The following is a 24,822-nucleotide window of genomic DNA, read 5'->3' on the forward strand; positions in this document are numbered from 1 at the left end:
TCGCACGTGTGCTTAGTCTTTCTTTGCTTTAACTAAAGCATAGCGATGTGGTAACTATAAGTCTACTAAATTCACAAGAGGCTGAATGGCGTGATTAAACGGCGCAACACAATCAATCTTAACCAATCTGAATGAAGGCAAAAAGGAATGAAAAATGACAGGGTGATCTATTAAGCGGTTATTTTAATCTCGAACAAAATCTTCGGGTAAGCTAAAAACGAGGGCAACGTCAAACACAAACAGTATTAAAAAAGTTACGCATCATAAACTACTGGGACCACCGACAGGGAGCGACTCCATGAAAACAGCGTTCATCATTTCCGTACTATGTTCAATACTAACTGGCTGCGTTTCACCCGACAATTTTAGTTGCGAAAAACCTGACATCCGTCCGATTTGGTGCAACGGCCGACTGCCTAGTGAAACAGGTCACACGTGATAGCTAAGCGTTGATTCCATGAGCTGATGGAAACAGGAAAAGGAACGTCATGCGCCTTGTCGGCGCAATCGTTCCATTTGGCGGGGAGGTTTTAATACTATCGAGATTGCATGGTAACGCCAGTGTCGATGGTGCCGTACATTTGCACCACTGGACCTCTACCCGGTTCGGCCGGATGGCTTGCGCAACCCACTGTGACTAAGACAGTTAATAAGACAGTTATTGAGACAGTTAACAAACTTACTACACGTAATGTGACCATCAACATATTTTTCATGGTTGAGTACCCAAGTTGATAGCTTGCTTACTATAATTTTTTTTTGTTGTTATATTTATCTTTTTTATCGTAGTCAGTACCTGATTCATCGTATTTTTTATACTAGTCAATATGCTGTCTATCATGAGGTCGGTTTCCTTATTTGTATAGAGCAGCTTTGACACTGCAAAATAAGAACCGTTCGCCAGAATCAACACAACGCTACCGCTTTGTCTGCACCCTAATGTAGAGGTTAATTGATAACATCACATCAACCCGCAACGACGCAACCAAATGTCGTCGGCACGCCTCAATACGATCTTCCATTTCAGTTCAGGTATCACAAACACTGCAATTAAACCCTTTGCAATTATGTAAGACACTGCTGGGTGCGGCACCTGCATGTGCACCCGGACCACCAGCGCCCATACCCGCCAATTGCTCGGCACCGTTCCGAGGTTTCCAACTGTGCGTCGTCTTTAACGCGACATGGCCGCCGCTTAATAATGGGGTTGCATTGGTCTGTTGCTGGCAATAAGGACAGCCAATATCGTTGCCCAAAGCCTGCAAACGCAGCAACTTCTCAAATATGCCATCGCAATGGCTACAGCGAATATCGTAAAGCGGCATTGTATTTTCCCGTCATGTCAGGTCTGTTATCTCACCGAATAGCGCCGCATCAACGGAGATGCGGCGCTCGGTGTCAATCAATCAAAGCGACTATCTTCCCCAATAAGCTTTGTCGTTCAACATGCCTTTTGGCGTGATGTCCTGGTCAAAAATGGAGGTCGGTAGCGACACCGTGCACGCGCAGTTAGGAATATCGACGATTCCGCCGATCCGCCCTTCTACCGGTGCCGCCGTAAGTAACATATAAGCTTGGCTGCCGGTATAACCAAAGTGCGTCAGATAGTCGATTGCCTTGAGACAGGCCTGACGATAAGCGACCGTCGCATCAAGATAATAGTTGACGCCGTTCTCCACACTGATACCTTCAAAAGTCAGCCATTGCTCGTAATGCGGCTTGACAATACTCGGCATAAAAATCGGTGACGAAATATTATATTTCGCCATACCGCCTTTGATAAGATCGAAACCGACGTGACTGACGCCATCCATTTCAATGGCGCCACAAAAACCGATCTCGCCATCACCTTGCGAGAAATGTAAATCGCCCATCGAGAAACCAGCGCCCTTAACATACACGGGGAAGAAAATACGCGTGCCAGCCGATAAATCCTTGATGTCGGTGTTGCCGCCATGCTCGCGCGGCGGCACGGTGCGCGCTGCTTCTCGTGCCATTGCATCGAACTTTGCACCACTCAAACCACGCAAAACAGCAGTGCTAGGATCAGGCGGCTTTGCCAGCCCTTTGGCAGCAAGTGGCGCTTCGCGCCGGTTCCATTCGGCCAGCAAATCGTGCGACGGCAAACAACCCATCAAGCCAGGATGCGTCAGGCCCGCTATCCGAACGCCGGGAATATGGCGCGAGGTCGCATACAACCCTTTCAAATCCCAGATCGCTTTGTCGGCATTGGGGAACATATCGGCCAGAAATCCACCGCCATTCTCTTTTGCAAACACACCTGAAAAACCTACCGGCGTAATTGGCTTAATGTCGAGTAAGTCAATCACCAAGAGATCGCCTGGCTCTGCTCCTTCAACATAAAAGGGGCCTGTTAATGGATGCGCGCGCGTCAGGTCAACGTTCTGTACATCCGACACGTCATCATTATCTTTAATCTGCGCATCGAGAAAATCGAGTGATTCGATCATGATCGATTCACCGGGTTTTACCGAGGACAAAAAGGGAATATCCGGATGCCAGCGGTTATGCCCAAGTTCCGCTTGTTCTGCCAGCGGCACGCCAGGTTTAATTTTGAAATGTTGCATACGTATCTCCTTATCGGGTGACAGACGAAAATGTTAAATAGAGAAAAAAGTAGGAATGGCGCGTATTACCCGAAGCCCAAAAAACTAGCTATTCGGAATACCTTCAATCGGACACTCTGCAGTTCCGGCAGTGGTACGCGTGAGTGCTTCTGCCTGGCGCCGTGCGGCCTGCGGATCATTGACCCAGGTTTTATAGAAATCGAACGGACAATCGGCAACGCCTTCGGGCGCTTCGCCGGAATTGATTTTTCCGGTATAACCACGGTGTAAAAGTTTGTACAAATGGTTTTGCGATTGCCAGTTCCGCCGTGCATCGCGAATCTGGCTGACTGATAATTCGGCGTATTGAATCCCCATTTCTTCGGTGCCGCATTCGCCTAATGTGCGTCCGTCAAACCCGACAATGGCAGAGTGACCGAAATACGAATACACGCCATCGAAGCCCGTCGCGTTGGCGACGGCCACGTAGATGTTATTCATCCACGCCATACATTTGGATACCATTACTTGCTGCTCTTTCGCTGGATACATGTAACCCTGGCAGCGCACGACTAACTCAGCACCTTTCATCGCGCAATCACGCCAGATTTCCGGATAATTACCGTCATCGCAAATAATCAGGCTAATTTGCAAACCCTTTGGGCCTTCTGAAACATACGTTTGCTCGCCCGGATACCAGCCTTCAATCGGTGTCCAAGGCATGATCTTGCGATATTTTTGTACGATTTCACCGTGATTGTTCATCAAAATCAAGGTGTTGTACGGGACCTTATTCGGATGTTCTTCATGCCGCTCACCTGTCAGTGAAAACACACCCCAGACATTCGCAGTGCGGCAAGCCTGTGCAAAAATATCGGTCTCTTCCCCGGGAATGGTGGAAGCGGTCTCCATCATTTCGGTCGGGTCGTACATGATGCCGTGACTGGAATACTCAGGAAAAATGACCAGATCCATCCCTGGTAATCCCTGCTTCATACCCACCACCATCGCCGCAATATTGCGCACGTTATCCAACACTTCTGCTTTTGTATGTAACCGCGGCATTTTGTAATTCACCACTGCGACGCCAACCGCATCTTTGCTTCCTGAAATATCGCCGTGTCTCATCGTGCGCTTTCGTTGATTGGAGGTAATGAAAAAAAATAAATGACTTCGTTAGTCTGCCTGGCGACTAGCAAATTAGTTAGGGACTTAAACCGATAAGTAGCGACTGATCGTGGCTGCATCCACTCGATCCCTGGTGTCTTCGTACACCAGATTTCCTTTGTCGATGACCAGAAAACGATCAGCAATCTCCATCGTGAAACTCAGCACTTGCTCTGAAACAATGATGGTCAATTCACGTATTTTTCGAATCTCTTTGAGACTACGTGCGATATCTTTGATAATCGATGGCTGGATACCTTCGGTTGGCTCATCCAGCAACAACACTCTTGGATTAGTTGCCAGCGCGCGGGCAATCGCCAGTTGCTGTTGCTGACCGCCAGACAGATTTCCGCCCTTGCGGCTGCGCATATCGAAAAGCACTGGAAACAACGCATACAACTCTTCCGGGACCCTTCCCTGCGCAGCGGCTGGCAACCCGGTCTGGATGTTTTCCAATACTGTCATCCCAGGAAAAATCATGCGCCCTTGCGGAACGTAAGCCACGCCGCTGGCAACGCGCTGATGGCTTTCCATTTTGGATAACTCCACGCCATCGATCTGGATGCTGCCGCCACGTGTCGGCAGAATTCCCATGAGCGTTTTGAAGAGTGTAGTCTTGCCCATACCGTTGCGGCCCATGACTGCCACTATTTCCTGTTTGGCGACGCGCAAGTTGATGTCATGAATGACCTGGCTTTGGCCATAACCGGAAGCGAGATGCGCAACATTAAACATAGTCAATCCTTTGGTAAGAAATCAGTGACCCAGATACACTTCGATCACTTTGGGATCGGCCTGGACCGACTCCATGCTGCCTTCGGCAAGGATTTTTCCCTGATGCAGGACGGTCACTTTATGGGCGATACTTTTAACGAATTCCATGTCATGCTCGATGACAAGCACAGAACGTCCCTTGCTGATGCGACCCAACAACTCTGCGGTCTTTTCACGTTCTGATACGCTCATCCCGGCGACTGGTTCGTCGAGCATCAACAATTCCGGTTCTTGCATCAGCAGCATGCCGATTTCCAGCCATTGCTTCTGTCCGTGCGATAAAAGGTCAGCTTGCATGCTTAAATACTCTTCGAGAAAAATATCGATGGCAACCGCCTCAACGCGCTCAATGACATCAGCGCTACGCTTGAACACCAATGCGCCAAAGACTTTTCGACCGCGAGGAAACGAGAGTTCCAGATTTTCAAATACGGTGAGATTTTCATAGATCGATGGCGTCTGAAATTTGCGTCCAACGCCAGCTTGCACAATCTCGTGTTCGCGCATTTTTGTCAGTTCACGATTCTTGAACCGAATGCTTCCAGAAGTCGCTTGCGTTTTGCCACAAATTAAATCCAGCACGGTAGTCTTTCCTGCACCGTTCGGTCCGATGACTACACGTACCTCATTGCGCTGCACGTACAGATTTAACTTATCGACTGCGGTGAAACCGTCAAATGAGACGGTCAAATCTTCAATGGCGAGGACCGGATGTTCGGTGGATTCAAATCCTATCGGGTTACTCATTTCAACACCTCCAGATTGCCACCGTCAGAATTGGCTAGCGTGCGATCAGATGTCGGTATGACAGAGTTTTTCTTCACTGGCACAACTACTGGCGTTGGGAGTAACGATTCTTTTACGGAACGGCGCGGCATCAGTTTTAATAGCCATTTTTTACCGTGACTGTCATATAGACCAGCAAGACCATTTGGAAAATACATCACAACAACGATGAACAGTCCACCCATCAGGAACAACCATAATTCAGGAAACGTTTCAGAAAAGAAGGTCTTCCCAAAGTTGACCAGCAAGGTGCCATACACTGCGCCCAGCAATGACATACGACCGCCCACTGCTGCATAGATCACCATTTCGATCGATGGCACAATACCGACAAACGATGGCGACATAAAGCCAACCTGCAGCGTGAACATTGCGCCACCAATCGCGGAAAAGAGTGCCGCGACACAATATACAAATATTTTAAAACTGGCGACGTCGTAGCCGGAGAAACGCACCCGCTCTTCTTTGTCACGCATCGCCATTAACAAACGGCCCAATTTGGACGTCAGGATAATGCGACCAAACACCACGCAACTCAGCAATAGTCCAGCATTGACGAAATACAACATTAACTTTGCCGAGTCGGTGCGAATATCCCATCCCAGCATCGTCTTCAAATCGGTGATGCCGTTAACGCCGCCGGTCAGGCCTTGCTGTCCGATAATCAGAATAGACAGAATGGCGGCTATTGCCTGCGTCACGATGGAGAAATAGACGTCTCCAACGCGTCGCTTGAACATGGCGATACCGATTATCAACGCCAGTAATGTTGGCACGATCAACACTGCCAAAATAGTAAAACTGAGGCTATGGAATGGCTTCCACATCATTGGCAATTGGGTGATCTGGTTCCAGTCCATAAAATCTGGAATGCCGGGTGTCGACTGGATTTTTGTGCTGATGGGATCAGATGCTTCAAGTTTCAGAAACATCGCCATGCAATAGCCACCCAAACCGAAGAATACGCCCTGCCCCAAACTCAGGATGCCACCATAACCCCAGCACAGCACTAAGCCCACGGCGACGAAAGCATAAGTCAGATATTTGCCGACCAGATTCAGACGAAAACTATCAAACAAGAGGGGAAACACCACTAACAACAGTACACCGAGTATCAGCAGTCCGATAGCACCGGATCGACCGCCCAACAATTTTTCGTATACCGTATTCATATTGCGCCTTTGTACGATTGGAAGGGCACGCTTATTTGCGCAGCCGGGCAGAAAACAGACCTTGTGGACGCAACATCAGGATCAGGATCACGGCCGATAAGGTCAACACCTTGGCCATCGAACCGGTCAGGAAAAACTCGGCTGTGGATTGGGTCTGGGCAATCGTGAAAGCCGAAGCGATGGTACCAATGAGACTTTGCGCGCCGCCAAAAACCACTACCAGAAAGGTGTCCACGATATACAAGGAGCCACTAGTCGGGCCAGTTGAACCAATCGTCGTGAATGCGGCGCCAGCGATACCGGCTACGCCACAACCAAGAGCAAAGGTGCTGCGATCAACCTTGCGCGTATTGATGCCGACAGCACCACTCATCACACGGTTCTGGACCGTAGCGCGTACTTGCAAACCCCAGCGCGAACGGAATAACAGCAGAAAGATACCACCGGTGAGCAACAGGGTTAATCCCATGATGAACACACCGTTGATAGGAATATCGATATTCGAGGTCAGCTTGAAAGAACCCATTAGCCATTCCGGCAGCGTGGCGCTGACTTCCTTCGCGCCGAACACTGAACGAAACGTTTGCTGCATCGCCAGACTTAATCCCCACGTTGCCAGCAAGGTATCGAGCGGACGTTTGTAGAGTCGACTGATCATCAGCCATTCGGCCAGATAACCAACCGCATAGGCCACAACAAACGATAAAACAATCGCGCCGAAGAAATAGTACGGTTGAAGGCTGGGTGCGTATTGGGTGGTTAATTGGGACAGCAAATAAGTGACGTAAGCGCCAATGGTAAGGAACTCTCCGTGCGCCATATTGATGACGCCCATCTGCCCGAAAATGATTGCGAGACCAAGTGCCATCAGCAGTAGCACGCAAAAAACCGATAGGCCGTTAAAGCCCTGCATGACAAAGACGGCACCGAATTCGGATAGTGAGACCATGGTGACTCCACGTGAATAAAAATTTTTCGTAACCTGTTTCCGCTTGCTGAGGCTTGCTACGGTTGTGAAAAAAGTCTAATGACAAAATCGGGTACGGAATATTCAAGTTTCAGATCTTGATTGCCCGGTGCGCAATCCTGCACCGGGTAATCGATATCAAGAAAAATAAACTATGCGTGGATTATTGATAGCCTTTTGGGAAAGGATTTGGCTCAATCAGATCAGACGTATAGACCACTTTGAACTGACCATCTTTTTGCGCTTCGCCGATCAGCGTTTTGCTCCACAGATGATGATTCGGATGGATTTTTACGGTGCCTTCAGGTGAGGCTTTCAGCTCTATTCCAGGCGAAGCGGCAACCACTTTATCGACATCAAAACTACCCGCTTTTTCGACTGCCGCTTTCCACAACCAAGGGCCCAGATAGGCTGCTTGGGTGACATCGCCGATAACCGCATTCGGACCGTATTTTGCTTTGAATTCGGCGACGAATTTTTTGTTCGCCGGATTGTCGAGGCTTTGGAAATACTTCATCGAAGCGTAAAAGCCTTCAACGTTTTCACCACCAATGCCGAGCATTTCGTCTTCTGTGACTGAAATGGTTAGCAGGTTTTGAGTCTTGGCGGTGACGCCAGCGGCCTTCAACTGCTTGTAAAACGCCACGTTACTTCCGCCGACCACGTCAGCGAAGATGACATCCGGCTTTTTCAGTTTGATTTTGTTAATCAAAGAGCCGAACTGCGTATTTCCCAGTGGATAATATTCTTCGCCAACGACTGAGCCCTTGAGCACGTTTTCGATATGTTTACGCGCAATTTTGTTCGACGTGCGTGGCCAGATATAGTCAGAACCAACGAGGAAGAAGGTTTTTGCTTTCTTCTCTTTAGCTACCCAATTCAGGCCAGCAAGTACTTGTTGCGTGGCTTCCTGCCCGGTATAAAACACATTCTTCGATTGCTCAAGGCCTTCATAGAAAGTCGGGTAGTACAACAGACCGTTTTCTTTTTCAAAGATCGGTAATACGGCTTTGCGTGAGGCGGAAGTCCAGCAACCGAATACCGCGGCAACGTGATCGTTTTGCAGTAATTTTTTGGCTTTCTCAGCAAAGGTCGGCCAGTCGCTGGCACCATCTTCCTGGATGATCTTGATCTTACGTCCCAGAATTCCACCAGCGGCGTTGATCTGATCAATCGCCAGACGTTCGGCCTGAATCGAACCAGTTTCGCTGATCGCCATGGTGCCGGTGGCCGAATGTAACTGACCGACGGTAACTTCAGTGTCGGTAATCGCCAGCTTGGTCGTGTTGACTTTAGCCGTTGGAAATTGTTGCGCAAAAACGGTCAACGGCAGCGCCATCGCGGCACTGGCAGCCAATCCCAATAACATCTTGCGACGTTGAGAAGAAGCGACGGTTGAAGATGTACGACGCGAGGATGGACTATGCGGCATGCGGTGCTCCTTGTTAGACGGTTAGGGGGCGAGAGTTATTTTTGGGCTTTGAGCTTTTGAGCTTTTGGGCTTTTTTCGCTGTTCGGCTTGATCCAAATAGCGCGTTACGGATTGAAGAGTAAGTTCTATACTGCATTACAACAATAAGTCATTTAACTTAGGCGGGAGTTACGTAAACGCGCACCAGCTGCGTTGTGCTTTCCTTGCCGTACTTGCGTCCTGTCTGCGTCGGCACGCCTTGCTGGGACGCGTTTGCGTAACTCCCGCGGTCTATTTGTGAGATTTATAAAAGCTCGCCTGCGGCATTGCTTTCCTACACGATGACTGGAATTAGTGAGGGCAAGTTTTACAACGGGTGTACGTCGCCCGTCAGCGATTTTTATTACAAAAATTTACACTCCCGCACTGAAACAGTGCACAGCTCGTTCGACAAGAAGGCGCTGCGCACTAAGTCCCTTAAAAAAACATACAAAACCGCTCATCTCTACGTCAAATGACGTATAAATCCTGGCGGTGTCTGGTGTGGAAATTGCTTATGGTTATTGACAAATTTATCCCTTGGCAGCGATTGGTCGGCTTTAGTCTGAAAACTGTCGCTAACGCATAAGAAGAGAAGCACACGACGTGAAAGCTCCTGCATCACAGCGCATCGTTAAAGTCCGGCGCGATTACAATACTTGGGTCGCTAACGAGACGCTGGAAGATTACGCGTTGCGATTTACGCCTCGGTCATTTCGCAAATGGTCGGAATTTCGGCTGGCAAATACTGCTTTGGGTGCGGTGTCATTTCTGGCGCTTGAGGCTATCAGCGGGTCGATCACGCTGAATTATGGATTCACGAATGCGTTTTGGGCCATCATTTGCGTGACCATTCTGTTTTTTCTGACTGGTTTGCCGATCAGTTATTACGCTGCAAAGTACGGCGTCGATATGGACTTGCTGACGCGTGGCGCAGGATTCGGTTATATCGGCTCGACCATCACGTCACTGATTTACGCTTCGTTTACGTTTATATTTTTTGCACTGGAAGCGTCGATCATGGCGCAGGCGGTCGAGCTCTATTTCGGACTCCCTGTGGTGCTGGGTTACATCGTCTGTTCGTTGATTATCATTCCGATGGTGACCTATGGCATTACGCTGATCAATCGTCTGCAAATGTGGACGCAGCCAGTCTGGATCACGCTGTTAGTGTTGCCGTATATCGCCGTACTGCATAAAGAACCGGATGCGATTTCAAATTTGATGTCCTTTGCCGGTCGTGCTGAAGACGGTACGGGATTCAATGTCATGTTGTTCGGTTCAGCCGCCACCGTGGCGTTTTCGCTCATTGCGCAAATCGGTGAACAGGTCGACTTTTTGCGGTTTCTGCCAGAAAAGACTCCCGCCAATCGCGTACGCTGGTGGATCGCTTTGTTACTTGCTGGTCCCGGCTGGATCTTGATCGGTGCAGCCAAGATGTTGGGTGGCGCGCTGTTGGCCTTTCTGGCGATTCAACATGAAGTGCCGATGGATCGGGCAATTGAACCAACCCAAATGTACCTGATTGCGTATCGCTATGTATTTTCTGATCCTGCGTGGGGATTAGCCGCGGTCGCGGCGTTTGTGGTGGTGTCACAAATCAAGATCAATGTGACGAATGCGTATGCCGGTTCGCTGGCGTGGTCGAATTTTTTCGCCCGCCTGACGCACAGTCATCCGGGGCGTGTCGTGTGGTTAGTATTCAATGTTCTGATCGCGGTGTTGTTGATGGAACTTGGCGTCTTCAAGGCGCTGGAGCATGTATTAGGTTTGTATTCATTGGTGGCGATTTCGTGGATCGGTGCGGTCGTGGCAGATCTGGTGATTAACAAACCGTTGGGGCTGAGTCCGCCGCATATTGAGTTCAAACGCGCGCATTTGTATGACATCAATCCGGTCGGCGTCGGTGCGATGCTGTTGGCGTCGATATTGGCTGGCATTGCAATGGCAGGCGTATTTGGGCCTGTGGCTAAAGCGCTTTCGCCGTTCATCGCATTGTGCAGCGCGATGCTGATTGCGCCGGTGATCGCATGGTTAACCAAAGGGCACTATTACATTGCACGACCTAATATCTTGTCCGACTTACCAACCAATGCATTGACCGAAAACGCCCCCGAGCAACGCGAATGCGTCATTTGCGAAAAACAATTCGAAACCCCTGACATGGCGCACTGCCCGGCCTATCAGGGCGCGATTTGCTCGTTATGCTGTTCGCTGGATGCCCGTTGCAATGATCGCTGCAAGACCGAATCGCGGATGCCGGATCAGATTCTACATGCGATGCGCGCCGTATTACCGATGCGCTTCACCAGCAAATTGAATACCCGGATTGGGCATTATCTGATTGTTTTCGGTCTGCTATCGGCTGGGCTGGCGTTGATTTTGTGGACGCTGTATTACCAGCAACTATCCAGCCTGACAGCCCCGCTCAACGTTGCAATGACGGCATCAACTGGCACGCCCGATTCTATGGCTAGCGTTTTTATCAAGTTGTTTTCGGTATTAATTGTTGTGACTGGCGTCGGCACGTGGTGGCTGATTCTGACCAACGAAAGCCGCAAGGTGGCGCATGAGGAGTCGGAGCGCCAGACTAATCTGTTATTGCAGGAAATCGAAGCCCATAAGCACACTGATGCCGAATTGCAGCGCGCCAAAGAGGCGGCGGAGGCAGCAAATCTGGCGAAGAGCCGCTTCGTCACCGGCATGAGCCACGAACTGCGCACGCCGCTTAACAGCATTCTCGGCTATGCGCAGATTCTGCAAATGGACGCTGCGCTGCCAGCGGGGCGTCGGGATGCGGTGAGTGTGATTCGTAGCAGCGGCGAACATCTGTTAAGTTTGATTGACGGGCTGCTCGATATCGCCCGGATCGAAGCTGGCAAAATGCGCTTAGCTTCCGATGAAGTGCCGCTGAGCGAATTTTTGGATCAAATTGTCGACATGATCGCACCGCAAGCCGCACAGAAAGGCTTGCAGTTTCAGTTTGATAAAGCGGAACGGTTGCCAGAAGTCGTTCATGCCGATCAGAAAAGGCTACGTCAAATTTTGATTAACCTGCTCGGTAATGCGGTGAAGTTTACGGATAGTGGTGGCGTCGTTTTACGCGTGCGTTATGTCAGGGAAATGGCTTATTTCGAGATTATCGATACTGGTATCGGAATTGGCGCTGATGATCTGACGCGCATCTTTCTGCCGTTTGAACGCAGCAATGCGGCCAATCTGCGGGATGATATCGGCACTGGTCTGGGTCTCGCGATCAGCAGCATGTTGACGCACATCATGGGCGGTCAACTCACTGTTAACAGCGAACCTGGTCGCGGCAGCACGTTTCAATTAAAAATCTATCTGCCGAGGGTGAATGTGCCGCGTCCACGCTTAAAGTTGGAAGATCAAATGTCTGGTTATCGCGGAGCCAGAAAACGTATACTCATCATCGACGATCATGCTTCGCAACGCGCCGTGCTGCATGCGATGCTGTCACCGCTGGGTTTTATCATCGCGCAAGCGGAAAGCGGCGCAGCGGGATTGGCGGCCATTGCCGTGGCGGCGAGTGCCGAGGCGGCGGGTGTCGGGCAACTGCCCGATTTGATCTTGCTTGATATTTCGATGCCGACGATGGATGGCTGGGCGGTATGTCAGACGATTCGTGCACGCGGACATGCCGACTTGCCAGTCATTATGGTGTCGGCCAGCGCCATTGACAGCGGACCGGGACGTCAGGAAGCAATGCTGCACACCGACTTTGTGGCAAAGCCGGTGTCGTTCAATGAACTACTCTATAAAATCCGCCTACATCTTAAACTGGACTGGATCGCGGAGGAACCGAAAATACCAGAACAAAGTACGCAAGAATCAACACCGCAAGTTCAGGATAAAGTTAAGCCTGAAGTACCAGCCAAGGTGATGTTTCTGACGCCATCGCAAGAAAAACTTGAAACCTTGCTGGCGCTGGGCGAGATCGGTTACGTCAAAGGTATTCTGCGACGACTAGATGAAATCGCGCAGCAGGATGCGTTGTATTTGCCATTCACCAGCGACATGCGTCGGCTGGTAAAACGGTTTCGGCTCAATGACTTTAACAACCGTATTAAGGAGATGATGCGTGAGGATGTCGACAAGGTTTGACCGGCACGTGGTGTTGATCGTCGACGATATGCCAGACAATCTGGCACTGTTGTCGGATGCATTGGACGACAGCGGCCATATCGTTCTGGTTGCCACCGATGGTGCCAGCGCGTTGGAGCGTCTGCAACGCATTACGCCAGATCTGATCCTGCTGGATGCGGTGATGCCGGGCATGGATGGCTTTGAAACGTGCCGGCGCATCAAGCTGTTGAAGCATATTGAGCACGTGCCTGTAGTGTTCATGACTGGCCTGACGGAGACCGAACATGTGATCAAAGGGTTTGAGGTTGGTGGCATTGATTACGTCACCAAGCCGATCCGACCGCAGGAAATCGTCGCTCGCATCGGGGCGCATATTAAAACGGCGCGCATGATGTCCCAAACAAGGGGCGCAATTGATGCGGCCGCTAATGCGGTGATCGTGCTTGACGCCAATGGGGCGCCGCTGTGGCAATCGAGCAAGGCGTCACATTGGCTGGAAAAATACTTTTCAGTCGCCGCCGATCACACACGGGTTTCCAGACTGCCGTCTCAAATGCAATTCTGGCTCAATGAAAACCTTGTATTGGAACGACAAAACGGACCAGCCACGTTGCCGTCAATGCCTTTTCAGCCGTTAGTATTGAAGCGTGACGAAGAGGAATTGCACATCCGCCTGGAGAGAAATGCGCGCACCGGAGAATTGACCCTTTTGCTGGAAGAAAAGAGCGTCGTGCCCGCAGATAACGCCCGTATTCCAAGCCTGCTGGAACTCACCGGAATAGGCGGAGTCAACGCAGCGCAGCGAGAGCAATATCGTTTGACGCCGCGCGAGACGGATGTTCTTAACTGGCTGGCAAAAGGCAAAACCAACCGCGACATAGCGGAAATTCTGGGGATGAGTCCACGTACAGTGAACAAGCATCTTGAACACATTTTTATCAAGTTAGGGGTAGAAACACGCTCTGCCGCAGTCGGTATGGCAATCAATCATCAATGTCTCAGCCATTGATCGTTAGATTGCAGACTTACTACTTACTAACTTGCTAATTCACTGAATGAACGTTCGGGGGCGGCGGTTTTAGTCATTGTGTTAGCGGTTCATCTTTATCAGTTATTTGACAAGCATTTAGCAATCCACATTGCCGTCTATAATTGGTCATTGCTATCCTTATTCAGTGTCCACCATGCCCGTCTCGCTCGCCAAACTACTCGTCGTCGGTATTTCCTCCCGTGCACTGTTTGATCTGGAGGCGGAAGAAGCGATTTTTCGTACGCAGGGATTGGCGGCTTATCAACAGCATCAACTGCTGAACGAAAATCAGATACTCAAACCCGGCGCTGCATTTGCGCTGGTTCGCGCATTACTTAAGTTGAACCGGTTGACACCCGATCAGCGCTTGGTGGAAGTGGTGATCATGTCGCGCAATTCGACTGAAACCTCCATGCGCATTTTTAACGCGATCAAACATTATGAGCTGGATATTACGCGCGCAGTATTGTCTGGCGGCGCATCATTGGCACCTTATCTGCACGCATTTAATGTGAGTCTTTTTCTGTCATTGCACGAGGACGATGTGCAGGCGGCGATCAACTCGGATACCGCTGCGGCGTTGTTGTATCAAATGCCGACGCAACAGAATGGTCAGCGGGATAGCAAGGAACTGGATCAAATCCGCATCGCCTTTGATGGCGATGCCGTGATTTTTTCGGATGAATCGGAACGTATTTTTCAAACCAAAGGCATTGAAGCTTTTGAACGCCATGAACGTGAAAACGCTTTGAAGCCTTTGCCAGAAGGCCCGTTTGCGCGGTTGCTGATGGCGCTCTCTTTTATTCAGAGTAATTTTAAAAATCCCGATGGACGCGCCGGTCCGATTCGCACGGCATTGGTAACAGCCCGTTCCTCTCCCGCACACGAACGCGTGATACGCACGTTACGCGCCTGGAACGTGACGATTGATGAAACGTTTTTCATGGGTGGCGTCGCCAAATCGGACGTGTTGGCAGCATTCAGGCCGCATATGTTTTTTGATGATCAGCCAGGTCATTGCGACCATGCTTCTCGGCATGTGCAGACCGGCCGCGTACCTATCAAGCGGCAAAAAAAGAAAGATGACGGCGGCGAAATCTAAACGCCAGCATCACAGCGTCAGGGATTTTTTTTCGGTGCGTTGAATAGGCTGGCTCAATCCGGAGATCGGTCTATCGCTAGTCTTTGCCAAAAGCCAGCAACCTATATTTTCGATAAAAAAAAGCCTCGATATTCGGTCCCTAAAGGATCGCATATCGAGGTCGCTTCCAGTTTTTTCTGGCTATTAAGGCTTACGTACCGAAATCGCATCCACCACGCACAATGCCGTCATATTGACGATGCGACGTACTGTCGCCGATGGCGTCAAAATGTGAACCGGCTTAGCGCAACCCAACAGAATCGGACCGACTGCAACGCCATTACCTGAAGTTGTTTTGAGCAGATTATAGGCAATATTGGCAGCGTCGATATTCGGCATCACAACCAGGTTGGCATCTGCTGTCAGCGGTGAATCATGCATCACTTTTCGGAGCTGGCCGGCGTTCAATGCTGTATCGCCGTGCATTTCACCGTCGATCTCCAAGTCTGGCGCACGCTCGCGGACGATCGCTAACGTCTTGCGCATTTTCTGTGCAGACAGGCTATTGCTGGTGCCGAAGTTGGAGTGCGACAGCAATGCAACATGCGGCTTGATACCGAAACGTTGCATTTCTTCTGCAGCCAAAATAGTAATTTCCGCCAACTCTTCAGCGGTAGGATTTTCGTTGACGTGCGTATCGACCAATACCAATTGGCGATTCGACAGAATCAACGCGTTCATCGCTGCATAAACGTTGACGCCTTCACGACGGCCCAACACCATGTTGATGTAGGTCAAGTGTAAATCATGCGTTCCATACGTGCCGCAAATCATGCCATCTGCATGGCCTTTATGAATCGCCATTGATCCGATCAACGTGTGACGACGACGCATTTCAAGTTTGGCATATTGCTCAGTGACGCCCTGGCGCTTGGTCATTGCCAGGAATGTCTGCCAGTAATCGCGATAGCGGTTGTCAAACTCTGGATTAATGACCTCAAAATCGACATCGACTTTCAGGCGCAAGCCGAAGCGTTCAATACGCTGTTGCAATACTGCCGGGCGACCAATGAGAATCGGTTTTGCCAGATTTTCATCCACAACAATTTGGACTGCACGCAAAACGCGCTCTTCTTCGCCTTCTGCGAAGACAATCCGTTTTTCCCCCGCCGGTGCTTTCTTGGCGATCTGGAAAAGTGGACGCATGAAAGTGCCGCTGTGATAGACGAACTGCTGCAAACGCTCAATATAGGCTTCCATATCCTGAATCGGACGTGCAGCCACTCCGGACGCTTCAGCAGCTCTTGCTACCGCGGGTGCAATCTTGATCATCAGACGCGGATCGAAAGGCTTCGGAATAATATATTCCGGACCGAACGACATATTGGCGATGCCATAGGTAGCGGCAACGACGTCGGACTGCTCAGCCTGCGCTAGTTCCGCGATCGCATGGACCACCGCGATTTCCATCTCGCGGGTGATCGTGGTGGCACCACAATCCAGCGCGCCACGGAAAATGTAGGGGAAGCACAAGACGTTGTTAACCTGATTCGGATAGTCCGAACGGCCGGTTGCCATGATCACGTCATCACGCACTTCTTTGACGTCTTCCGGCAAAATTTCAGGATTCGGATTTGCCAAAGCCAAGACTATTGGACGCGGTCCCATGACCTTTACCATGTCTTGCTTTAGCACGCCACCGGCAGACAAGCCGAGGAATATATCAGCACCGGGCATTAAATCTGCCAACTTGCGTGCTTCTGTTTTGCGGGCAAAGCGCAGTTTGTCCGGGTCCATCAGCTCAACACGGCCTTCGTAGACCACACCAGCTAAATCGGTGACAAAGATATTTTCAATCGGGAATCCAAGATCAACGATCAGGTCGAGACAGGCCAGCGCCGCAGCGCCCGCGCCGGATACGACCAGCTTGCAGTTTTTTATATCTTTACCGACCACTTTAAGGCCGTTCAAAATAGCCGCACCGACGATAATCGCGGTACCGTGCTGGTCGTCATGGAAGACTGGAATCTTCATACGATCGCGCAATTTACGTTCAATTTCAAAGCATTCTGGCGCTTTGATGTCTTCGAGGTTAATACCGCCGAAAGTTGGTTCTAATGATGCAATGATGTCGCACAGTTTGTCCGGGTCGGTTTCGTTGACTTCGATGTCGAAGACATCAATGCCTGCAAATTTTTTGAACAGAACGCCCTTGCCCTCCATCACCGGCTTGGAAGCCAGAGGACCGATATTGCCAAGGCCCAGCACGGCAGTCCCGTTAGTGATCACTGCAACCAGATTGCCACGCGCCGTGTAACGGAAAGCATTAGCGGGGTCGGCGACGATTTCTTCACATGCCGCAGCAACACCCGGAGAATACGCCAGCGCCAGATCGCGCTGGGTGGTTAATGATTTAGTCGCAGTAACACTAATTTTGCCAGGAGTTGGAAACTCGTGATATTCGAGTGCAGCCTGACGCAACTGCTGGCGAAGTTCTTCTTTTTTGTCGATCATCGAATCCATACGCTGCCGTCCCCAAAGTTCTAGTGTAAAGAAAGTAATTTTAGCAGACTGGGCGCTGTCACTTATGCGTATTTGTTATGAACAACTTGTACCAGAAGTACTTTCTGGGCGAGAATACCTTGGGCTATTTACCCAAATCGATGCAGCGCTACCATCAGTTGCCACTTAAGAAACAATACTATCCCGGAGCCAATCCGCTTCCGCTTCTGGTGAATGGAGCTTACTGATCAAGCCACTTTTTGACAGTTTTGGGGAATTTACATTATCAGGCAGTCAATTTTCATAAAAATAAATTATTAAATTATTAATTTATTTCAAGGCATCCGTCTTTGATACGCATCTACACTTCGGCCAGATCAGTATCCACAATAATTAGTTTCTAGCCGCTGCAAGCAATCCGCATTATCATCACGGCCAATCGATCTCTTCAGAAACTCATCATGAATCCCATCATCATTATTGGCGCAGGCACTGCCGCTTACACTTTGGCCCGCGAATTGCGCAAATTGGACAAAGCCACTCCGCTGCTCATCCTCACCGGTGACGATGGCGGGTCTTATTCAAAACCAATGTTGTCAATTGCCTTTGCCCAAAAGAAATTAGCGGCGCAGTTGATCACACAGACTTCAGCGCAAATGGCCGAGCAACTGCAAGCCGACATCATGACCAGCGTTCAGGTAAATAACATCGACCCCATGGCCAAGACACTGGATACCAGCGCAGGCTTGTTTGAATATGAAAAGTTGATATTGGCAGTGGGCGCGCAACCCATTCGACTCAATATTGATGGAGACGCCAGCGACACCGTACTATCGGTCAATCACATCGGCGATTACGCGACATTCCGCGCCCAACTGCTACCGGATCAACGCGCATCTGCCCGCGTCGCGATACTTGGCGCTGGTCTAATCGGCTGCGAATTCGCCGATGATCTTGCCGCGCACGGCCACGCAGTGACGTTGATTGATCCGAACGCATTACCGTTAGCAGCCCTCGCCGCACCGGCACTGTCCCAAGGTCTGCAAAAAGCGCTCACATCCCGCGGCATCACACTGCATTTAAGCACCACCGCCAGTCGTATCGACCATGCCGACGGCGCCCTACAAATAACGTTGGCAAATGGTGAAATTCTCAATGCAGATTTAGTATTATCTGCGGTCGGATTACGCCCAGACTTGCGCCTGGCACAAGCCGCGCAATTAAAAACCGAACGTGGCATTCTGGTCGATACCCACGGTTGCACCAGCAACGCAGATATCTATGCGCTGGGCGACTGCGCCGAATATCTATTGGACAAAGAAGGCCGCACCGGCCCACTACCTTACATCGCCCCCATAATGAGCGCCGCCCGCGCCATCGCCAAAACGCTCACAGGCGAGCACACACCAATTGAGCTAAAAGAATCCCCGGTAATCGTCAAAACCCCAAGCTACCCGCTAGCACTCGTCCCACCACCACGCCACGCTATAGAAGGCGGCCGTTGGGAGACAGAGCAAGACGGCGAAAGAACCATCTGCCGATTCATCGACGCCCAAGGTGTAATGGTCGGCTTCGGCGTAGCACCTCAAGAAATGAAAGTGCGACAAGCATTATTAGCAGCGCTGGGAACCGTGATCGCGTAACTCAAGGCAAGTTGTCGCTAATACGCCAAACACGTCAAAAGTGACACTCTGGGTTGCAGTTGCAGTTGAAGTTGAGCTACCCCGTCATCGGCGCTGCCAAGTTTTTCGGGTGTTAGGCGGGAATTGTTGGAAAACATGTTTGAGCGTAGCGAGTTGGTCTTTCAACCCGACTGACAGTCGAAAAATTTGGGGACCCGCCTACGGCGGGCAGCGGCTCTGCGGTCGCCTTTTCTTTGGTTACTCTTCTTTTGGTGGGGGCGCCGAGCCGAGGCAAAAGAAAGTGACTAGCCTCCGGTCTACCACCGGCAAGCACCCACGGTGCACAGACCGCGTCATCTATCGAAAGCCGAAATGGTGTTGATCACGGAGTTGCACCGAGAAATAAAAAACCTCAAATTAAACGCTACCCAATCGCCGCAATCAACTCCACAATCTCCGCCCCATAAGTCTCCAACTTCTTCTCCCCCACGCCACTAACGCCCCGCAAATCATCCAACGATCCGGGCCGCGCCTTAGCGATCTCACGCATAGTCGCATCATGAAAAATCACATACGCCGGAACGTTGTGTTTCCGCGCCGTCTCCACCCGCCACCAGCGCAATTTATCAAAAATCATCTGCTCATCGCTCGACAAATCTGACTCAACATAACCCTTCGGCTTGCTGCTGGCACGCTTCTGTTTGATCGGCTTTTGATACTCCCGCAACTGCACCTGAAGCGCTCCACGTAACACCGGCTTAGCCGCATCCGTCAACTTCAACGCACTATAAGCCTCGTGATCAACGCTCACTAAACCCAGCGCAATCGATTGTCGCAAAATCGCCCGCCATTCCTGTTCGCTACGGTCACTTCCGATACCGTATGTCGAGAGCTCGTCATGCCGCCATTGCTTGATCTTGTCGGAATCAATGCCGCGTAAGACATCCAACACATGCATTGCACCAAAGCGTTGGTCGACGCGATAAATAGTAGAAAGCAATTTCTGCACAACCACGGTCGCATCGAACGACACTGGCGGTGACATACAGGTATCGCAATTGCCGCAGCGCGTCGACTCCTCACCGAAGTAATCCAGCAATCGTACGCGACGGCAAAACAGCGTTTCACAAAGGCCAAGCATCGCATCCAGCTTGACACCCTGAACGCGCTTAAACGTTTCACCGGCCTCGGATTCATCGATCATGCGGCGCTGTTGCACCACGTCCTGCAAACCGTATGCCATCCAGGCATTGGCCGGGCCGCCATCACGTCCGGCGCGGCCGGTTTCCTGATAGTAACCCTCGATACTTTTAGGCAAATCGAGATGCGCGACAAAACGGACATCCGGCTTGTCAATTCCCATGCCGAAGGCAATCGTCGCGACCATGACAATGCCCTCTTCACGCAAAAACCGCCCTTGGTTTTTGCTGCGTATCGAATATTCCATACCGGCGTGATAAGGCAGCGCAGATATACCTTGCTGATTCAAAAATTCAGCTGTTTCTTCTACTTTTTTACGCGACAGGCAATAGACGATACCGGCATCACCTACATGCTCGGCCTGAATAAAGTCGAGCAACTGCTTACGACCATTCGCCTTTTCGACAATCTGGTAACGAATGTTTGGACGGTCAAATGATGAGACAAATTTTGCGCCGTCCTGCAATTGCAAACGCAGGGCGATTTCTTCGCGCGTCTGGTGATCGGCGGTCGCCGTGAGGGCGATGCGCGGCACATTGGGAAACCGCTCATGCAGTATCGACAGCTTGATATATTCCGGTCGAAAATCATGGCCCCATTGAGAGACGCAATGCGCCTCGTCAATCGCAAACAACGCAATTTTGGAGGCTTCCAGCAAGTCGAGACAGCGTGGTGTCAGCAAGCGTTCGGGCGCTACATAGACCAGATCCAGATCACCGCTACGCACGCGGCGCTCGATTTGTGACGCTTCTTCATAGGTTTGGGTAGAGTTCAGAAATGCGGCTCGGACACCGACTTCAGCCAACGCATCAACCTGATCTTGCATCAATGCAATCAGAGGCGACACCACCACGCCGACGCCTTCACGCAGCATTGCAGGGATTTGATAGCACAACGACTTGCCGCCGCCGGTTGGCATTAATACCAGTGCGTCGCCACCAGCGGCTACGTGACCGACAATCTCTCCTTGCTGTCCACGAAACGACGGATAGCCGAAAATGGTTTGCAGAATATGTAGCGCTTGCGAATTATTTTGGTCAGGCATTAATAGGGACTGAGTAGAACTTAACGAGGAACAAGTTAGGCATCATGGTGCATGATTAAAGTCAAAATCAAAGACTAAACCAGCACCTGACACGGCGAGCGAGCAATGATCAACTGTTCCTCAAAAAAAACCGGCGAACGGACTTTCCGCCCGCAGCCAAGGTCGTATTGAAGAACAATTAAAAACTAAATAAAAGCACATAAAAACAAATAGGGATTGCCGTACGATCAATATCGAAAACACGACATGAGTTGGTACTGATCGTTTTTGGGGTTACTTAATGAAGGAAGCCGTTCCCTACCGCCACCAGCAAAAATATGCCCAACGCTGCACGGTAAATAATAAACGGCCAGGTGGAGAATTTTTCGAGAAATTTCATCAAGCCCCAGATTGCGCAGAATGCCGAAATACTCGCTACCACCAAGCCGAATAGCAGCAACAACCACGCATCCATCGGCATATGCGCATGGAACAAATGCCACAGTTCTTTAAAGCCAGCCAATGCAATTGCCGGCAAACCAAGCAGGAACGAAAAGCGTGCCGCTTCTTCCCGTTTGAAGTTCAAAAATAACGCGGCTGTCAACGTAGAACCCGAGCGTGAAACACCGGGAATCAGCGCGCCAACTTGTGCTAATCCGACAATTACGGCATCCCGCATGCGCATTTCGCCGACTGTGCGGCGATGCTTGGCAGTCAACTCGGCTAAGGCCAGCAAAACCGCCAGGCCAATACAGGCATAACCAATCACTGTCAGACTTCGCAACGGTGAATTACAGGCATTCAGCACCGGTGCCAACGCTAGTCCGACGATACCAATTGGTATGGTGGCAACCAAAATGGCGATTCCCAGCCGCAATGACGGATTGCGATAGTCACGCTCGCGCAACGCGGTAATACTACCAACTGTGACCTGCCGCACATCGCGCCAGAAATAACTCACCACTGCCACCAGTGCGGCAAGTTGCATTGCCGCAGAAAAGGCTGAACCGGGATCGTGCCAACCCAATACAGCAGGGACAATCCGCATGTGCGCGGTAGATGAAATTGGCAATAATTCAGAGATCCCCTGAATGATGCCTAGAATACCAATTTGCAGGTAATCCAGCGAAGCGAAGCCGATATCCAAACCGGCGGAACATACATTTGCCACACTACTCTCCATTCGCGTATTGACGCGTACCAGTTTATAAAAAATATTTCTGACAAAATTTACGCACAATTTTTAGCGAAAAATGAAGATTTCACTCGTGACTTGGTGTGGCTTAGTGCGACTCAATGTTACTGAATGCTATTAGTGCTTAGCAAAATCAATGCTCCCAAGCCACCGCGCCTGTGAAACCAGTGATCAATATGATCAGACCGAAAACAATGCGATACCAGGCAAATAGCGTGAAGTCATGCGTAGCGATATAGCGTAATAACCAGCGCACGCAAAAGAATGCCGAAATGAATGCTGCCACCGTACCGAGTGAAAATAGCGGTACATCAGCGGCACTCAGCAATGCACGATCTTTGTACAGTGAGTAAAAAGTGGCGGCGAACAGCGTCGGAATTGCCAGAAAAAATGAAAACTCTGTGGCTGCTTTGCGTGACAAGCCAAACATCATGCCGCCGATAATCGTCGCGCCAGAACGGCTAGTACCAGGAATAAGCGCAAAGGCTTGCGCAAAACCAATCTTCAATGCATCCAGCGCGGTCATGTCTTCAACGGTTTCAACGCGGCTAAGTTCTTGATTGTTTTGGGGATTTTTATTACGACGCTCGACCCATAAGATAATCAAACCACCCACCACGAGCGCAATCGCAACAGGAATAGGTGCAAACAATTTTTCTTTAATCATTTTGCTAAACAACAAGCCCATGATTGCGGCAGGTATAAAAGCAATAATCAGATTTCGGACTAATTTTTGCGCTTGAGGCTCGGTCGTCAATCCGCGTAATACGGCAGCGATACGCACGCGGTATTCCCAGCAGACCGCAAAAATTGCACCGGCTTGAATCGCGATATCGAATACTTCAGCTTTACCACGACCAATGTCAGCGGAAAAATTCAGCAAACTTCCAGCCAGAATTAAATGACCAGTCGAGGAAACAGGGAGAAATTCGGTCAATCCTTCGACCACACCCATGATGATGACTTTTAACGCGAGAAGAATATCCATGCCTAGTCTAAGTTATGTTGCATTATGTGGGAATCGAGGGGCAACTTCGAAGAGATGGCGACAAACCGGGCAGTGGGAACTGCGTAGCAATGACCATTCAACATAAACCGACCGGCATCAACGAGAGTATTTGAGCAGCTACGCAGTGGCCATCGCGTTGACCAACCCTCATTTTTGCGGCTCAAAGGTAACGACGAGGCGGTCCGCCTTTGTGACAATTTTGGTTGGTACAAACGTCACGCCAACATAGCGCAAATCTTCTGGCTTAAAGCTATACAGCGGAACACTCTGCATTAATTCCCGCGCCAGTAAACCACCTATTTGGGTTGCTTGCTCACTGTAAGCGCCATCAAGATTGGCAAGCGTAATTTTATCCAGCTGTGGATCATTCAATATCACGGCGTTATGCGCCGCGTCCAAAGTGACCACGCCTGACATTGCCAGTTTTCCGCTCCAGGACTTACGCGCCAATGGCAGCGCCATAGTCACGTCCATATCGACATGCAAACGTCCCAGATCGGCATCCAGAGCCAACTGGGCGTTGCTGGCGGTTACGTCAATAAGTCCTAAATAGCGTTTCGTGAAAGGCAAGCGCTTATTCAATGATTGTTGCAAACTAATTAATGAAAAATCAACATCACGCGTGCCAATCAACATCGCGCATGAACTCAATAAAAATACGCTAATAAGAGCGAATATCGCCATCCATCTTAATTTCATCACCATCCTTAATAGTGTGTTCAGAAGCTGTCGCTTTGCCCAAATGTGCGTATCCGAGGGCAAGAGACTGTATTTTCAGATGGTCGCCGCCGTCAATCGTTCAAGCTCATTGAGAAAAAGCATCGCGTGCACCTGCGAATCGCCGCACATCTCCACCGACGGCTGCAAACTTCCGCATACTGCGGGCCGCTCCGGCGCACCGAAAATCAGGCATTTATTTGTATCGTCGAGTTGAATGCACCGGACACCAGCAGGTTTACCATTGGGCATGCCTGGAATCGTCGAGGAAATAGACGGCGCAGTACAGCAGGCACCACAGCCCAGACGGCAGGCCAAGGGCGCAACCTCTACTACTGTCACCGCTGCGAACAGCATCGGCGAGGAGGTTGATAGGGACGATGGTACTTTGGCATTTACTCCCTCAATCATTTACGCAGTCGCTCACTACATCAAAGCCGCATTTTAACCGT

19 protein-coding genes are annotated in these 24,822 nt (G+C 50.3%); 5 read left to right on the forward strand and 14 right to left on the reverse strand.

Annotated features, from left to right (window positions below):
* Positions 1-1,028 precede the first annotated feature (1,028 nt).
* From ACXX82_RS06965 to urtA, 8 genes are all read right to left on the reverse strand, one after another.
* Positions 1,029-1,325: an FmdB family zinc ribbon protein gene (locus ACXX82_RS06965; protein WP_458562668.1), complete on the reverse strand. Its 297-nt coding sequence runs from the start codon at positions 1,323-1,325 to the stop codon at positions 1,029-1,031.
* A gap of 90 nt (positions 1,326-1,415) precedes the next feature.
* Positions 1,416-2,588 (reverse strand): formamidase, encoded by a 1,173-nt coding sequence (fmdA, locus tag ACXX82_RS06970; RefSeq protein WP_322233078.1) that lies wholly within the window; start codon positions 2,586-2,588, stop codon positions 1,416-1,418.
* An 84-nt stretch (positions 2,589-2,672) separates the two neighbouring features.
* The gene (locus tag ACXX82_RS06975; RefSeq protein WP_323506882.1) at positions 2,673-3,695 is read right to left on the reverse strand and encodes an aliphatic amidase; all 1,023 of its coding nucleotides are present in this window, start codon (positions 3,693-3,695) and stop codon (positions 2,673-2,675) included.
* An 84-nt stretch (positions 3,696-3,779) separates the two neighbouring features.
* Positions 3,780-4,469, reverse strand: coding sequence for an urea ABC transporter ATP-binding subunit UrtE (urtE, locus tag ACXX82_RS06980; RefSeq protein WP_323506883.1), 690 nt, complete (start codon positions 4,467-4,469; stop codon positions 3,780-3,782).
* 21 nt (positions 4,470-4,490) lie between these two features.
* Entirely contained in the window at positions 4,491-5,255 is a 765-nt protein-coding gene (urtD, locus tag ACXX82_RS06985) for an urea ABC transporter ATP-binding protein UrtD (RefSeq protein WP_458562669.1), read from the reverse strand.
* A complete protein-coding gene (gene urtC, locus ACXX82_RS06990) occupies positions 5,252-6,466 on the reverse strand; it encodes an urea ABC transporter permease subunit UrtC (protein WP_322233086.1) in 1,215 nt (404 codons plus the stop codon). The genes urtD and urtC overlap by 4 nt, the downstream gene beginning before the upstream one ends.
* Before the next feature lie 31 nt (positions 6,467-6,497).
* Entirely contained in the window at positions 6,498-7,415 is a 918-nt protein-coding gene (gene urtB, locus ACXX82_RS06995) for an urea ABC transporter permease subunit UrtB (protein ID WP_322233088.1), read from the reverse strand.
* 181 nt (positions 7,416-7,596) lie between these two features.
* Entirely contained in the window at positions 7,597-8,865 is a 1,269-nt protein-coding gene (gene urtA / locus ACXX82_RS07000; RefSeq protein WP_323506884.1) for an urea ABC transporter substrate-binding protein, read from the reverse strand.
* 624 nt (positions 8,866-9,489) lie between these two features.
* Between urtA and ACXX82_RS07005 the strand changes: the two genes are divergently transcribed.
* The 3 genes from ACXX82_RS07005 to ACXX82_RS07015 all read left to right on the forward strand — a co-directional run bounded on the left by ACXX82_RS07005 (position 9,490) and on the right by ACXX82_RS07015 (position 15,122).
* Positions 9,490-13,008 (forward strand): ATP-binding protein, encoded by a 3,519-nt coding sequence (locus ACXX82_RS07005; RefSeq protein WP_323506885.1) that lies wholly within the window; start codon positions 9,490-9,492, stop codon positions 13,006-13,008.
* Positions 12,992-13,999 (forward strand): response regulator, encoded by a 1,008-nt coding sequence (locus ACXX82_RS07010; protein WP_458563965.1) that lies wholly within the window; start codon positions 12,992-12,994, stop codon positions 13,997-13,999. Before ACXX82_RS07005 ends, ACXX82_RS07010 begins: the two co-directional genes overlap by 17 nt.
* Positions 14,000-14,174: 175 nt before the next feature.
* Positions 14,175-15,122: a 5'-nucleotidase gene (locus tag ACXX82_RS07015; protein WP_458562670.1), complete on the forward strand. Its 948-nt coding sequence runs from the start codon at positions 14,175-14,177 to the stop codon at positions 15,120-15,122.
* Between the two features lie 183 nt (positions 15,123-15,305).
* Here the strand turns inward: ACXX82_RS07015 and ACXX82_RS07020 are convergent, their stop codons facing one another.
* Positions 15,306-17,624, reverse strand: a complete 2,319-nt coding sequence (locus tag ACXX82_RS07020; RefSeq protein WP_322233096.1) for an NADP-dependent malic enzyme — start codon at positions 17,622-17,624, stop codon at positions 15,306-15,308.
* Positions 17,625-18,064: 440 nt separating this feature from the next.
* Between ACXX82_RS07020 and ACXX82_RS07025 the strand changes: the two genes are divergently transcribed.
* Complete coding sequence (locus tag ACXX82_RS07025) at positions 18,065-19,246, forward strand: FAD-dependent oxidoreductase (RefSeq protein WP_322233098.1); 1,182 nt, start codon at positions 18,065-18,067, stop codon at positions 19,244-19,246.
* Positions 19,247-19,649: 403 nt separating this feature from the next.
* Here the strand turns inward: ACXX82_RS07025 and recQ are convergent, their stop codons facing one another.
* The 5 genes from recQ to ACXX82_RS07050 all read right to left on the reverse strand — a co-directional run bounded on the left by recQ (position 19,650) and on the right by ACXX82_RS07050 (position 24,688).
* Positions 19,650-21,470, reverse strand: a complete 1,821-nt coding sequence (gene recQ / locus ACXX82_RS07030; RefSeq protein WP_322233100.1) for a DNA helicase RecQ — start codon at positions 21,468-21,470, stop codon at positions 19,650-19,652.
* A 277-nt stretch (positions 21,471-21,747) separates the two neighbouring features.
* On the reverse strand, positions 21,748-22,620 hold the full coding sequence (locus ACXX82_RS07035) for an undecaprenyl-diphosphate phosphatase (protein WP_322233102.1): 873 nt from the start codon (positions 22,618-22,620) through the stop codon (positions 21,748-21,750).
* A 157-nt stretch (positions 22,621-22,777) separates the two neighbouring features.
* Positions 22,778-23,632 (reverse strand): undecaprenyl-diphosphate phosphatase, encoded by an 855-nt coding sequence (locus ACXX82_RS07040; protein WP_322233104.1) that lies wholly within the window; start codon positions 23,630-23,632, stop codon positions 22,778-22,780.
* 168 nt (positions 23,633-23,800) lie between these two features.
* Positions 23,801-24,352 (reverse strand): DUF1439 domain-containing protein, encoded by a 552-nt coding sequence (locus ACXX82_RS07045; protein ID WP_322233106.1) that lies wholly within the window; start codon positions 24,350-24,352, stop codon positions 23,801-23,803.
* Positions 24,353-24,427: 75 nt separating this feature from the next.
* The gene (locus ACXX82_RS07050) at positions 24,428-24,688 is read right to left on the reverse strand and encodes a YkgJ family cysteine cluster protein (RefSeq protein WP_322240201.1); all 261 of its coding nucleotides are present in this window, start codon (positions 24,686-24,688) and stop codon (positions 24,428-24,430) included.
* Between ACXX82_RS07050 and ACXX82_RS07055 the strand changes: the two genes are divergently transcribed.
* Positions 24,621-24,818, forward strand: coding sequence for a hypothetical protein (locus ACXX82_RS07055; RefSeq protein ID WP_322240762.1), 198 nt, complete (start codon positions 24,621-24,623; stop codon positions 24,816-24,818). The genes ACXX82_RS07050 and ACXX82_RS07055 overlap by 68 nt on opposite strands.
* Positions 24,819-24,822: the final 4 nt, after the last annotated feature.

The organism is Glaciimonas sp. GNP009, from assembly GCF_054343755.1.

What these genes read in the sequence shown, in the direction of transcription:
- ACXX82_RS06965 (WP_458562668.1), bottom strand. Translation starts at nt 1,325, where the DNA reads ATGCCGCTTTACGATATTCGCTGTAGCCATTGCGATGGCATATTTGAG.
- fmdA (WP_322233078.1), bottom strand. Translation starts at nt 2,588, where the DNA reads ATGCAACATTTCAAAATTAAACCTGGCGTGCCGCTGGCAGAACAAGCG.
- ACXX82_RS06975 (WP_323506882.1), bottom strand. Translation starts at nt 3,695, where the DNA reads ATGAGACACGGCGATATTTCAGGAAGCAAAGATGCGGTTGGCGTCGCA.
- urtE (WP_323506883.1), bottom strand. Translation starts at nt 4,469, where the DNA reads ATGTTTAATGTTGCGCATCTCGCTTCCGGTTATGGCCAAAGCCAGGTC.
- urtD (WP_458562669.1), bottom strand. Translation starts at nt 5,255, where the DNA reads ATGAGTAACCCGATAGGATTTGAATCCACCGAACATCCGGTCCTCGCC.
- urtC (WP_322233086.1), bottom strand. Translation starts at nt 6,466, where the DNA reads ATGAATACGGTATACGAAAAATTGTTGGGCGGTCGATCCGGTGCTATC.
- urtB (WP_322233088.1), bottom strand. Translation starts at nt 7,415, where the DNA reads ATGGTCTCACTATCCGAATTCGGTGCCGTCTTTGTCATGCAGGGCTTT.
- urtA (WP_323506884.1), bottom strand. Translation starts at nt 8,865, where the DNA reads ATGCCGCATAGTCCATCCTCGCGTCGTACATCTTCAACCGTCGCTTCT.
- ACXX82_RS07010 (WP_458563965.1), top strand. Translation starts at nt 12,992, where the DNA reads ATGTCGACAAGGTTTGACCGGCACGTGGTGTTGATCGTCGACGATATG.
- ACXX82_RS07015 (WP_458562670.1), top strand. Translation starts at nt 14,175, where the DNA reads ATGCCCGTCTCGCTCGCCAAACTACTCGTCGTCGGTATTTCCTCCCGT.
- ACXX82_RS07020 (WP_322233096.1), bottom strand. Translation starts at nt 17,624, where the DNA reads ATGGATTCGATGATCGACAAAAAAGAAGAACTTCGCCAGCAGTTGCGT.
- ACXX82_RS07025 (WP_322233098.1), top strand. Translation starts at nt 18,065, where the DNA reads ATGAATCCCATCATCATTATTGGCGCAGGCACTGCCGCTTACACTTTG.
- recQ (WP_322233100.1), bottom strand. Translation starts at nt 21,470, where the DNA reads ATGCCTGACCAAAATAATTCGCAAGCGCTACATATTCTGCAAACCATT.
- ACXX82_RS07040 (WP_322233104.1), bottom strand. Translation starts at nt 23,632, where the DNA reads ATGGATATTCTTCTCGCGTTAAAAGTCATCATCATGGGTGTGGTCGAA.
- ACXX82_RS07045 (WP_322233106.1), bottom strand. Translation starts at nt 24,352, where the DNA reads ATGAAATTAAGATGGATGGCGATATTCGCTCTTATTAGCGTATTTTTA.
- ACXX82_RS07055 (WP_322240762.1), top strand. Translation starts at nt 24,621, where the DNA reads ATGCCTGGAATCGTCGAGGAAATAGACGGCGCAGTACAGCAGGCACCA.